Genomic DNA, 12,354 nt, shown 5'->3' with positions numbered 1-12,354 from the left:
GCGCCGAGAGGGTGTCGATCCGGGGTGCCGCGGTCGACGCGCGGGTGGCCGAGGCACCGCGAGTCTCGACCTAGCCGGCGTTGAGCCGCTGCGCCGCGGCGAGCACGGCGGCGACGTGGTCCTTCACCTTGACCCCGCGCCATTCCTCGCGCAGCACGCCCTCGGCGTCGATCAGGAAGGTACTGCGCTCGACCCCGAGACTCTCTTTGCCGTACATCTTTTTCATCTTGATGACATCGAATGCCTTGCAGAGCGCCTCGTCCTTGTCCGACAGCAGATCGAAGGGGAAGGATTGCTTGGCCTTGAAGTTCTCCTGAGCCTTGATGCCGTCGCGCGAGGCGCCGAGGATCTGCGTGTCGGCCGCCGCGAAGGCATCCGCCGCATCGCGAAAGTCCTGGCCTTCCTGCGTGCAGCCGGGCGTGCTCGCCTTGGGGTAGAAATAGAGGACGAGGTTTTTGCCGCGGTAGTCGGAGAGCTTGACGCTCCTCTCGCCCGTGGCGGGCAGCTCGATATCCGGGATAGTTTCGCCGATCGCGACGCTCATGCTGGGTACCTCCACTCTCGGGTGATGTTGGTGTGCGTTGGATCTTGTGGCGGCCGGCGGCGTTTCACACCAGCCTTGGTCAGGGAGCCAACCGGTAATCGGTAGGGTGGACGAGCGAGAGCGAAGTCCACCGAACTCTGCGCCGGCGCTGGTGGACTGCGCTGCGCTTGTCCACCCCCTCGGCGCTTGTCCTTACAGTGCTCGTTCACCCTCGCGCACAGGCATCGATGTGGCCGGCGTGATGCGCACAGCCCTTCGTGTCGTCGGGCGCACCTGTGCAGCCGGTCGGGCTCAGCCCTTGATCGGCTCGAGCACCGCGTCGAGGTTCAGCCCGTCGCAGTAATCCATGAACTCCTCACGCAGACCGGCGATATGCATGTCGGAGGGGATCCCGACCGTCATGTGCACCGCGAACATGGTGGTGCCGGTGTGGGCGGCGGCGTAGGTGGAGGTCGACATGTCCTCGATGTTGATCTTGCGCTCGGAGAAGAAGCCGGCGAGGTTGTTGACGATCCCGGGATGGTCCATCGAAATCACGTCGACCGCGTAAGGAAGCAGATTTCGGCCCGTGGCGCGCTCGCCGGTGCGCTTGGAGATGATCGTCATTCCGAGCTGACGCTCGAGCTCCGGGAGGGCATTCTCGATCTTGGCCAGCGTATTCCATTTGCCCTCGACCAGGAGGATCGCCGCAAACTCGCCGCCGAGGACCGTCATCCGGCTGTCTTCGATATTGCAACCGTGCTCGAGCACGGTTTTGGAAATCTGGTTGACGATACCCGGGTGGTCTTCGCCGAGTGCCGAGATCACGAGGTAGGTCTTCTGCTTGGTCATATCCTTGCCGATGTTCGCGGGTTACAGGTACCGCTCGGAGTGTAGCATGGGCCATCGGACACCTGCATAGGGCAGGCTGGGCCGCGCCGGCGCGGTTCTCGGGCCTGACTGCAACCGAGCCCGAGATCCTGTCCGCGATGTCGGCCACTCCGACGCGTTGTGCGAACGCGAGATGCTCGACCCCGAGCGAGCCGATCGCTCGGGCTGCGGCTTTGAAGGAGAATCGGGGCGCGCCCGGGTCGTCAGGAAGGCGACCCCCTTCGCGACTCATCCGGTCCCTGCAGGGGATACCAGGTGTCGTCGCGCGCGGCCGGCAGCAGATCGCGTCTCAGCTGCTTTAGGGCCTCCGAGGTCCGCGCGGGCCCGCCTGCGCCAAAGGGGTCCTCGGAATCGAGCACGTCGCCGAGCTCCGCGTCGATCTGATCCGGATCCTCGCCCGCTTCCATGCGACGGATTGCCTCCGCCATCCCGTCGCCGAGCTTCAGACCCGTCGCCTCAAACAGCTTGCGCATGGTCTGCGCCGCCTGCTTCGGGTCGTCCTGATCGAGATTCTCCAGCTCGCCGGCCATCGAGGCGAAGGCGTTCATCAACTTCGCCTCGTCCAGACCTGCGGGCAGATCGTCGCCCCCCGCGTCCTCGTCGCCTTGTCCCCGCTGGCGGCTGATCGCGAACAGGCTCGCCTGCCGACCAAGCTCCGGCCGCCCGCAGCGCGGACATGCGGGACGCGTCTGGGTATCGACCCGACGCGAGAAGAAGTTGAAGATGGCATGGCAGTCGGGGCAGTAAAACTCGTAGACCGGCATGGTGTTGTCTCCGTCGAATGGCTCGGCGCATTCTATACCGAGCGCGCCTGTGTTTTTCGCGGCATTGCATGCCTCGCGCAAGCCGGGCCGGCGTTCCGCCTAAGTCAGGCCGCGCGCCGGAAGCACTCTGCTTTCCGAAAAGCACACGCGCGCTCGGCGTAGACGCGATGTCCGCCGCCGCCGCGGCGGAGCCGTGCGACCACCGGAGGGGGCGTCGCCGCGCGTTCGTCGTCGCGTCCCGAAGGAATACAAGCGATCCCGACGCCGCGGGATTTTTTTGGCGAGAGTGGAAGCCCTATGTCGAACGTCGAGAAGAGTTGCGCGTTGTATTCGCTGCTTGTCGCGCTGATCCTGTGCGCCTCCGCAGCCACCGGGGCATCGACGTCCGCCGGACCCGAAGAGGCGCATCTCGGCGAGCGCAGCGCCTTCGAATATCCCACGGTGCCTCGCCACCATCGCCACATGCGGCGACTGTTGAACAACGCCTTCAGCTACGTCGATCCGGTACACAGGATTATCGATCCGGTGTCCGGTTATCCGGCCGAGGGCTGGAATCAGGAGCCGGCCAACGGGCTCTTTCTTCGCTCCTTCACGCAACTCACGGCGATCGGCGCCTGGATCGAGCTGCTGGCCAATATCGCCGCAGGCCAATCGGACAATCCCTATCTCTCCCGAGGCGCCGCCTTGGACGGACTCGCGCTCGCGGTGGCGACACTCGGTGCCGATCAGCGCGATCCGAACCTCGCCGCAAAGGGGTTGCTCTCGAATTTCATAGGGTTCGACGGCGGAGAGCGCTGCGGGCCATTGTTGGAATCCATCGAGCGCAGCCGCTTTATCGAGACCTTCGGCGAGCCCGACGGGCAGGCCATCTGGCGGGCCCTCCTCGATAAGGGGTGGCTCCAGGAGGAAGACAATGGCCGAAAAGGCAGGATTCTCCGTCGCGAAGGCTACGGGGCGCTCCATTTCGACGGGGCGCTTGCGCCTTATGCCGATCCGTCGCGGCAGGCCGCCATCATGGGGCTTCTCGACCAGCGTGTCGTCACCATCATCTTCGGCGATAACGCCAACCTGACGGCCGCTCTGGCGAGGGCGATCGGCGCACTCCTGCAACCCGAGATCCGCGACGCGCCGCAAGCCGTCGCGCTCCGGGACGCGATGGAGCGCTTCATCGAGGCCCAAAAGGAAGGCTATGCCCATCTGTTCGATCCGAAGACCGGCACCTTCGTGTTCGGCTGGGACGCCACGGCGGATCGGTTCGTCGGCTGGAGCGATGATCGGGGGAACTGGGTGACCGGGCAGATGAATTACTTCATCAACGAGTTCCGCGGACCGCTGATATTCACCGTGCTGCGCTACGGACTGCCGGTCGCGGCGATCCGCAACGCCGGATTCAAGATCAAGCCCTACCGACAGGCCGACGGCAGCGACACCTATGCCCTGGCTGCCTGGGATGGGTCCGCCTTCCAGTTGCTCGGGCTGTCGCTGTTCATGCAGGAGTCCCGCAACCCGGCTTGGCGGCGCGCTTTGAAGACACTCGTCGACATCGAGCTCGATTTCTCGACCCGGCACAAGTTGCCGGGACTCCTATCGGAGGCCTACAGCGGCAAAGGGACCGAGTACACCGGTCTGATCGGGATCGGCGACATCGCGGTGACCGACTATCCGCTCGACACGCAGGCCCCGTCGCTCTACAGCCTCGGTGTTGCCTACGGGATCGCGCCCGAGCAGGTGGATGAGTTTCTGCGGGCCGCGTGGGCGCGCGTCTCGAGCCTGTTCACCGAACACGGTCCCTGGGAAGGTTGGAATATGGCCACCGACAAGGTCATCCCCTACCAGACGACGGTCCATACCCTGTCTCTCATTCTCGGCGGAATCAACACCGCCCACGACAACATGCGGCGCTATCTCGACGCGATGAACCTCACCGGCCAGCTCGAGGCCTTATACGCGCCGGGACAGCGGATCGACCTTCTGGCCGCCGAGAATCGGGTCATCCCCTGGACCGCGCATGAGGATCCGATCGCCTTCTCCCGGGACGAGGTGGCGTCGCGTTTCGCGTCGAATATCAGCGGCAGCGGAGGGCTCGCGTTCGTGCTCCCCGAGGGCCACGCTAAAAGTCTGTCGAACGGCAAACTGTCCATCCGGTTTCGCTCCGAGACCGCGATCGAGGATGCCGTCGTCGCCTTCAAGCGCGCGCAGGGCGATCCCCTTCCACCGCCTGCGATCCCCATCGAGATCTTCGCACGCTTCCCGAAGACCGAAGACGGCAGGATCGAGGTCGTCCTCCCGGCGACGCCGGCCCTGCACGGGATCTCGGAGGTTTCCCTGACCTTCCGCAGCGACGGGGAGCCGGCAGCGGTCGATCTCGCTATTCGAGCGTTTGAGTTCGTGCCGTTCGAGGCTGCGTTGGAGCCCTGAGCGCGCGGGGTCTACCCCGGCCTCTTTGGGTTGCTGATCGATGGCTCCCTCTGGGGACGACACGGACAGTCGTTCGATAAACCCTGTGTTGTCGGAGCTCAGTACCATGGCCGTCATCCACGTGCAGTTGCCCGATAATCTGGAACGAAAGCTTGATCTGGAGGCTCGTTTTACCGGGCGGTCACGTTCGGATGTCGTCCGCGACGCCATCGCGCACTGGGTCGCACGGCGTGATCGCGAACGATTCATTGCCGAATATGTTGCGGAGGCGACGGCGGGATATTCCAACCCGATACTGCGCAAAGAGGCAATCCGGATCGCCGGAGAACTCGATTCGGTCGAGAGCGAATCCCGCGACCTTGCAGGGGGATGGGATCTCGGGGAGCAATCACCGGCGGACTCCGGCGAAAAGTGGTGGAAGTGATCGCGGTCTGCGGGCCTGACCTTCGTCTCAGGACCACGGCATGGCGGCTGTCGTCCACCCCGGTACCGAAGGTCGCTCACTTAGCGCGGACGGATATGGTTCATCCCGGAATGGGTGGGGAACACTGAGATCCACGAACGCATCGGAAGCCGAGGGTCGGCTCATCCCCGCGGGCGCGGGGAACACGTGTAGCGATCCTGACCCGATTGGTCGGTCCACGGTTCATTCCCGCGGGCGCGGGGAACACATCCGATGCCCGGCGCGGACCTCGGCGCGGATCGGTTCATCCCCGCGGGCGCGGGGAACACCCAGCAGCGCGTGGGGGATTTCTAATGCAAGCCGGTTCATCCCCGCGGGCGCGGGGAACACATCCGAGCGCGCCGCATGAGTGAGCCGATCCGCGGTTCATCCCCGCGGGCGCGGGGAACACGCATGAAACAGCAACCCCGCTTTCTCGCATTGCGGTTCATCCCCGCGGGCGCGGGGAACACGGCGGTGCCGGCGGATCCGCAAACTCGATCGTCGGTTCATCCCCGCGGGCGCGGGGAACACCACGACACGCCGAGTGATCTCGGGCCAGTGCTCGGTTCATCCCCGCGGGCGCGGGGAACACCTACTGACGTTCAAGTCCGTAGCCGGCGACACCGGTTCATCCCCGCGGGCGCGGGGAACACATCCCGGTGCAGTTATCCGGCATGAGCGCGAGCGGTTCATCCCCGCGGGCGCGGGGAACACCGCGCCAGATCGTGATCGGGCTGCGCGAAGAGCGGTTCATCCCCGCGGGCGCGGGGAACACTACCGATCGTGCGGACAGACGCCTCGATCCAGCCGGTTCATCCCCGCGGGCGCGGGGAACACGGGGGACGCCATGTGGCTGTGTCTGAATAATGCGGTTCATCCCCGCGGGCGCGGGGAACACGCCGCACCGAAACGCGGCCAGGAAGGACAACCAGGTTCATCCCCGCGGGCGCGGGGAACACTGAATTGATGCGGTCCATACGCACCGCCGCGGCGGTTCATCCCCGCGGGCGCGGGGAACACTGAATTGATGCGGTCCATACGCACCGCCGCGGCGGTTCATCCCCGCGGGCGCGGGGAACACCCGGACACCTGCCAGTAATGCCCAGGGAACCACGGTTCATCCCCGCGGGCGCGGGGAACACGACAATTTCTCCAACAACTACGTTACGTATATCGGTTCATCCCCGCGGGCGCGGGGAACACTGGCGCGGCGATCCGCTGGCGCAAACCTTCATCGGTTCATCCCCGCGGGCGCGGGGAACACACCCGGAGCTTGATTTCGTATTGCTTAGCCATCGGTTCATCCCCGCGGGCGCGGGGAACACCGGCGCCGGGAGCAGCAATTGAACGTAGTGCACGGTTCATCCCCGCGGGCGCGGGGAACACTGACAATCAGCACGCGAGGCATAAACCTGACGCGGTTCATCCCCGCGGGCGCGGGGAACACTGACAATCAGCACGCGAGGCATAAACCTGACGCGGTTCATCCCCGCGGGCGCGGGGAACACCGTGTAATCAGGCTCAAGCGCAAGCAAGATCGCGGTTCATCCCCGCGGGCGCGGGGAACACGGCATGCACGACGAGGACCATGATGAGCACGACGGTTCATCCCCGCGGGCGCGGGGAACACGTGTCGTATGCCGAATCGATTGGTCTCATTGCCGGTTCATCCCCGCGGGCGCGGGGAACACCGCACCCAAGACCACAGCAGACCCTTCGGGGACGGTTCATCCCCGCGGGCGCGGGGAACACTCGCCTCCTGCAGTCTCAAAATCCGTCGCATGCGGTTCATCCCCGCGGGCGCGGGGAACACCCAACAGACCAGGCGGTCGGTCGGTCGAGATCCGGTTCATCCCCGCGGGCGCGGGGAACACATCGACGCGCGCCTGACTCAACACGGTCTCGGCGGTTCATCCCCGCGGGCGCGGGGAACACCTGCTAAGCGAAATAGCCATCATTTGCTCCGGCGGTTCATCCCCGCGGGCGCGGGGAACACGACTTGATGGTCGGGGTCGAGCAGACGAAGACCGGTTCATCCCCGCGGGCGCGGGGAACACGTGTCCGGTGTCGGCGCGTTGGCTGTAACGGTCGGTTCATCCCCGCGGGCGCGGGGAACACCCCGCCAACCGCGCCGGGCTCGTCGAGACCTACGGTTCATCCCCGCGGGCGCGGGGAACACTACAGCGCGTTTTCGCAACAGGAATGCGAGGTCGGTTCATCCCCGCGGGCGCGGGGAACACGGCTTGCCGATATCGGGGCTACGGACAGATGCCGGTTCATCCCCGCGGGCGCGGGGAACACGACGCGGCAGGTGTCTGTCCTGCTGCCGGTTGCCGGTTCATCCCCGCGGGCGCGGGGAACACATGCCTTTTACATTGACTTTCATAGTTATAGCCGGTTCATCCCCGCGGGCGCGGGGAACACGAGAAAGCGAAGTTGTTATCCCGCATTCAAGTCGGTTCATCCCCGCGGGCGCGGGGAACACTTGAATCAACAGCGATCGATGCTGACGGGCGCCGGTTCATCCCCGCGGGCGCGGGGAACACGGGCTACCGGCGCCTTCACGCGATTGCGGATGCGGTTCATCCCCGCGGGCGCGGGGAACACTCCCTGAAGGTTCGACGTGCATCATCGGGCACCGGTTCATCCCCGCGGGCGCGGGGAACACTTGGATCGCCCTTCCGGCCTTAATGCTTAAACCGGTTCATCCCCGCGGGCGCGGGGAACACAACTCATCGAAGCGCTCTACCGCGGGCGCCAGCGGTTCATCCCCGCGGGCGCGGGGAACACGGTTAACTCAGCAAGTCCTCCGTATGTATTCACGGTTCATCCCCGCGGGCGCGGGGAACACTCTCGTTCACGAATATCTCGGTTCGTCGTCGACGGTTCATCCCCGCGGGCGCGGGGAACACAGCAGCGTGCCGTCCGGAGCCGAGAGCAGCGTCGGTTCATCCCCGCGGGCGCGGGGAACACGATATTGGCGTAAGCTATGCCGGGCAGGACGCCGGTTCATCCCCGCGGGCGCGGGGAACACCGCTCGGAGCTAATCATGGATTTCTACAGAGACGGTTCATCCCCGCGGGCGCGGGGAACACCGCATTTATGCTGAAAAGTCTCACCCATGAGACGGTTCATCCCCGCGGGCGCGGGGAACACACGCTGCGCTGCGCTCCGCTCCATTAGTTGGCCGGTTCATCCCCGCGGGCGCGGGGAACACACTTCCAGCATCCTGCTGATTCAATTCCGAAAATTGGACACCCAAAAATCCACCGAAAAATCCCGGCGTTTCGACAGGGACAGATATAAATTGTTAAGGACCTTTTGACTGTTCATCTGGCGGCAGAAAACTGACCAATCGAAGACCATCGAAATCGACCGGGACACGTCGGTTCTTGCCGACTGTGGCGAAATCGTAGCCGGATTCGGTGTTGGTATTCCAGGCGATGACGGCGTTACCGTCTTCCACGCCTTCGAGGACCTGATTCCAGATAAACTCGCGCAGCCGCTTTGATGGGGTGCCGATATAGACGCCTGCCCGGATCTCCAGCAGCCAGACCGCCAGGCGTCCGCGCAGACGCGGCGGGACGTTCTCAGTGACGATGACCAACATTGCCAAGGCCCTCCGTCTCCTTAATCGCCGGCGGCACCGATTCCTTCGGTGGGTAGGGCGGTTCCAAACCTCCCGCGGTCAGCACCTCCTCGATCAGCGGGATGATCTTGCCGAGCAGCTTGCTTTCGCGGAAGACGTCCCGGCAGGCCAGGCGGACCACCCGTTCGGGTTGCTGAGGAGCCTTGGCTGCGATCTTGAACGCCACGGGAGCCACGGTCTCGAACTTCACGATGTCTGCGATATCGTAGACGAAGGACAAGGGTTTGCCGGTATGGATGAATCCGACCGCGGGCGCATAGCCGGCGGCCAAGATGGCGGCCTCCGTGATGCCGTAGAGACAAGCGGTTGCGGCCGAGAGACAGGTGTTGGGGACATCGCTGGTGTCCCAATCCGTTGGATCGTAGCGGCGCCCTTTCCAGCTCACGCCGTATTGCTTCGCCAGGTTGTCGTAGGTCTTTTTCACGCGAGCCCCTTCGATCCCGCGCAGTTGCTCAACGCTGCGCCGCTCCGGAGGCTTTTCCCCGAACCGCAGCTCGTACATCTTGCGTACCACCTTGAGCCGTGCCTGGTCGTCGAGCGCGAGCTTGGCCTGGTAGAGCAGACGATCCGAGCGTGCACCTCCGGGTTGACCGGACGCATAGAGCCGCACCCCGGCCTCTCCGACCCAGACGAGCAGGGTACCGACCCGCGCGGCCAGCGCCGCCGCGCGATGCGAGACACGGGTACCGGGCTCCAGCATGATGCAGGCAATACTGCCGATGGGGATGTGCGTACGCACGCCGTTCTTGTCGATAACGACGAAGGCGCCGTCCAGCACGTCGATCTCGCCGTACTCGATGAAGATCAGAGAGATGCGTTCCTTCATGGCGATGGGTTTGAGCGGGGGCAGCATGGCAACGTCCTTGTTCGGTTGATTTAGGCGGCGACTTCGATGTAGTCCACACGACTTTCCGGGACTGGTACTGGCAGGCCGTCTTCACGTAGCCCTGCCAAGTGGAACTCGATCGCCTCCCGAATCTCCAACTCGGTTTCTTCGAGGGTGCGGCCCGTGGCAACGCATCCCGGCAGATCCGGAACGTAAGCGGAATAGTTATTTCCCGCCCGTTCGATCACGACGGCGTAACGCATGGCTTGTCCTCATTTCGAGCCGTTTTGCTTGAGGATGCAGTTCAACGTGCGGGGGCGAGATCATCACTCAGGTTTCCCGGAGTTGTAGCGCTCGCCTCGACGCTATCTCCTCCCGGCGTCGGCTAAAGACAAAGTATCGCCCGCCGGGTCTTTGAACATCGGTGCCTTACGTGATCCGTGCTAGGGAAAGCAACCCCAGGCCCATTGCTTTCCCGTGTCCGAGACCGAACCGCACAGCGAATTGAAGACGGGCAACCTCCGACGCTTCCAAGATGCCCTCGAACAGAACCGTTCGCAGCGTGATACGACGCCCCACCTTGCCTTGACGGGTCTGGATACGCTCATTGCCCAACCTTAAACAGGAGTCCAGCGAGAATCCATGTTTTCCACCCTGGCGGCCCAACCAATCCAGCTGTTCCTCTTCTCTGGTCAGGCCATGGCGCTTCCCTTCACGCGTTACGGTTGGATTGGCCAAGATACGAAATCTGAAGCGGTCTCCAGCCGTCATGATCAGACGTTCCAGGTTTACCGGCTTGTCGCCCAGGACTTCCACCGCGTATCCCGGCATCTGGTCGAGAACGGGCCAGTTTCCGACAACGTCGGATTGGACAAGAAGCGTGGCGGAATGAGCAGGGTCGCGGCCCGGTTCCAGTCGCCACAGAAAGGGCTGGGGTTGGGTATGTGTATCGGGCGCATAGACGCGAGCGAGCGTCCGGTGCATCTCGTAGGGGCTGCCGAGATCTCGGCGAGCCTGCGGATGCATGGGATCCAGGGTCAGCTTAGACAGGTACATGGACCACCTCCGCAGCCACGTGACGCGGTCCGAAGCGGCGCTCGGCGAATGGCGCGATCGGTTGATCGAGCCGCACGGCCCCATGACCGGCATGCTCGAGGATCAGCCGCAGCGGCGCGTCTCGATGCTCGAAGCGAGGCTCGGCGATGCGAGGGGCACCGAGCAGGGTAGCGCGTAGATCAGTCTCGAAGGCGCCGTCGGGCAACCAGACCGGAGCGCCTGGCGGGAACGCCTTGCGACCAAGCGCCAATGGCCAAACCGGGGCGCGGAGGGCGGACTGGATCTGCGCCAAGAGGTTTTGGTCATGTCCCTCCAAGCCAACCAAGAAGGCGGCATCCGCCAAGTAATAGCGAGGGCTGACGACAGTTCGGCCAAGTTCGACCTTGCCGGCGGCAGTCATCACGCCGGTTGCGGTCTGATAGTCGCGCATCAACAGCCCCTCCCGATCGACGCGCACGCCCATGCGCAGCTGGGCGAGGTCCTCGATCGGCGCGGTCCGATCACGCCCAAGGGCGGCGCAGACAAGACCCAGCACACCCGACTTGGATGGCTCAAGCTGGCTATCCCGTTCGTCGAAGCGGCTGGTCGTGCCCCAGGACTGCATCGGGCCCGCGAGCCGCAGCAGTAGTGTCGGCATGATCAGCTCTCCAACGCGGCGCACGTTTGAGCGACGACCCAATCGGCTAGATCGTCCAGCGTCGCTTGGGGTTCTCCTCGGGTCGTCGGCCAAGTGTCGGTAATGTCGAGATAGGCCCACTTATCTTTGCCGTCGCCGTAGGCGCCAGACACCTTTGCTTCGTGCTCGGCGAGTCTCTCGACCGAAAGAGCGGTCAGTTCGCGGTCCTGCCGCGGCCAGATGGGTTTTTCGAAGGCGTTGGCCAGGTTGAATGGGCTCGCATGGCGCAGGACTACGCCGACAAAGCTTGGCGGATTGTGTGCCGCGAAGGTGTTTTGCTTGCCGGTCGGGATGGCGCGGGCCATGGCCCGGGTAAAGGCGCCGATTCCCTTCAGGGCAAGCTCCTGATCCGATTTTAGGTTTGAAACCAGTTTGTGCGCGTCGATGACGGCATACCGATAGAGTGTGGCGGAGTTGAACTCGATCTGCCCGATCATGCCGGCACCGGTCTCGTCGATGTCGCCCTTGTCGTCCACCGCAGTGAAATAGTCGAATTCCCTTTCGACCTTGTGCGTGCTTATGGCATGGGCGACCTGACAGGCCGCGTATTGGTTGACTCCCGGGAGATCTGCCAACATCCGGCCGAACATGGCGACGTCGACGGCTTTCTGGCCGTCCAGCAACGCCTTCGCTTCCTTCACGACCTCGGGCGGAGCGCTGGCCTTCGCCTCTTTCTTGGTTTTCTTCGCCTCCCCAGTGGGCGCCGTGCTGAGTGCGTCCCAGTGTGTATGAATCAGCTCGGCAAATCGCTCGATCTCGCCTTGCCCCAGGAATAGCAGGTACTCGGTCTTGCCGTCGTCTTTCAGCTTCAGGCCGGCAGCGGCCAAGGCGGTTTCGATCTGGAGACCGGCGTCGGGGCGTCCGCGCTCGGCGAGGCGCTCGTTCAGCAGTTCCTTAAGTTTCTTGGTCCGGACCGATCCGAATTCGGACGGGATCACGCCCAGCTCGGCGGACTTGAGTCGGATGGCGCGTTTGAAACACTGGCTGCTCACCCGAGCCCGCCGCTGGCCGCCGAAGATGGCGTCCTTGGGAGCGCCGGTGTCGTCCCGGTTGAGATTTGAGGGGGCGAAGCTCTGGATCAGGTGGAATTCGACGAACAGACTCAT

The 12,354-nt window shown here is 64.2% G+C and carries 11 protein-coding genes and 1 CRISPR repeat array; of the genes, 2 read left to right on the top strand and 9 right to left on the bottom strand.

The annotated features are described in order from the left end of the window. Window positions 1–70: 70 nt before the first annotated feature. The 3 genes from LT988_RS05160 to LT988_RS05150 form a co-directional block, all read right to left on the bottom strand. On the bottom strand, window positions 71–544 hold the full coding sequence (locus LT988_RS05160) for a peroxiredoxin (protein WP_232409157.1): 474 nt from the start codon (window positions 542–544) through the stop codon (window positions 71–73). Window positions 545–835: 291 nt separating this feature from the next. Next, on the bottom strand, window positions 836–1,375 hold the full coding sequence (locus LT988_RS05155; protein WP_007194445.1) for a glycine cleavage system protein R: 540 nt from the start codon (window positions 1,373–1,375) through the stop codon (window positions 836–838). A gap of 242 nt (window positions 1,376–1,617) precedes the next feature. Next, window positions 1,618–2,178 (bottom strand): FmdB family zinc ribbon protein, encoded by a 561-nt coding sequence (locus LT988_RS05150; protein ID WP_232409156.1) that lies wholly within the window; start codon window positions 2,176–2,178, stop codon window positions 1,618–1,620. A gap of 297 nt (window positions 2,179–2,475) precedes the next feature. On the opposite strand from LT988_RS05150, the gene LT988_RS05145 reads away from it, so the two are divergent. Together LT988_RS05145 and LT988_RS05140 are read left to right on the top strand one after the other, a co-directional pair. Beyond that, window positions 2,476–4,596 (top strand): hypothetical protein, encoded by a 2,121-nt coding sequence (locus tag LT988_RS05145; protein WP_232409155.1) that lies wholly within the window; start codon window positions 2,476–2,478, stop codon window positions 4,594–4,596. 106 nt (window positions 4,597–4,702) lie between these two features. Continuing rightward, window positions 4,703–5,020: a ribbon-helix-helix protein, CopG family gene (locus LT988_RS05140; RefSeq protein ID WP_232409154.1), complete on the top strand. Its 318-nt coding sequence runs from the start codon at window positions 4,703–4,705 to the stop codon at window positions 5,018–5,020. A gap of 157 nt (window positions 5,021–5,177) precedes the next feature. Beyond that, window positions 5,178–8,258: a CRISPR direct-repeat array (repeat unit 29 nt; unit sequence CGGTTCATCCCCGCGGGCGCGGGGAACAC). A 93-nt stretch (window positions 8,259–8,351) separates the two neighbouring features. On the opposite strand, the gene cas2e is transcribed toward LT988_RS05140, so the two are convergent. The 6 genes from cas2e to cas7e all read right to left on the bottom strand — a co-directional run bounded on the left by cas2e (window position 8,352) and on the right by cas7e (window position 12,354). Next, complete coding sequence (cas2e, locus tag LT988_RS05135; RefSeq protein WP_232409153.1) at window positions 8,352–8,651, bottom strand: type I-E CRISPR-associated endoribonuclease Cas2e; 300 nt, start codon at window positions 8,649–8,651, stop codon at window positions 8,352–8,354. Further along, window positions 8,632–9,543, bottom strand: coding sequence for a type I-E CRISPR-associated endonuclease Cas1e (gene cas1e, locus LT988_RS05130; protein ID WP_232409152.1), 912 nt, complete (start codon window positions 9,541–9,543; stop codon window positions 8,632–8,634). The genes cas2e and cas1e overlap by 20 nt, the downstream gene beginning before the upstream one ends. Before the next feature lie 23 nt (window positions 9,544–9,566). Further along, the gene (locus tag LT988_RS05125) at window positions 9,567–9,779 is read right to left on the bottom strand and encodes a type II toxin-antitoxin system HicB family antitoxin (protein ID WP_232409151.1); all 213 of its coding nucleotides are present in this window, start codon (window positions 9,777–9,779) and stop codon (window positions 9,567–9,569) included. A 166-nt stretch (window positions 9,780–9,945) separates the two neighbouring features. Further along, entirely contained in the window at window positions 9,946–10,572 is a 627-nt protein-coding gene (gene cas6e, locus LT988_RS05120) for a type I-E CRISPR-associated protein Cas6/Cse3/CasE (RefSeq protein ID WP_232409150.1), read from the bottom strand. Further along, window positions 10,559–11,209: a type I-E CRISPR-associated protein Cas5/CasD gene (cas5e, locus tag LT988_RS05115; protein ID WP_232409148.1), complete on the bottom strand. Its 651-nt coding sequence runs from the start codon at window positions 11,207–11,209 to the stop codon at window positions 10,559–10,561. Before cas5e ends, cas6e begins: the two co-directional genes overlap by 14 nt. Window positions 11,210–11,211: 2 nt before the next feature. Beyond that, window positions 11,212–12,354, bottom strand: a complete 1,143-nt coding sequence (gene cas7e, locus LT988_RS05110) for a type I-E CRISPR-associated protein Cas7/Cse4/CasC (RefSeq protein WP_232409147.1) — start codon at window positions 12,352–12,354, stop codon at window positions 11,212–11,214.

The sequence above is a fragment of the Thiocapsa bogorovii genome (assembly GCF_021228795.1).
In the GTDB taxonomy this organism is placed as follows: domain Bacteria; phylum Pseudomonadota; class Gammaproteobacteria; order Chromatiales; family Chromatiaceae; genus Thiocapsa; species Thiocapsa bogorovii.
Note: the sequence above shows the minus strand (reverse complement) of the source record. Positions and strands in the feature narration are given on the sequence as shown.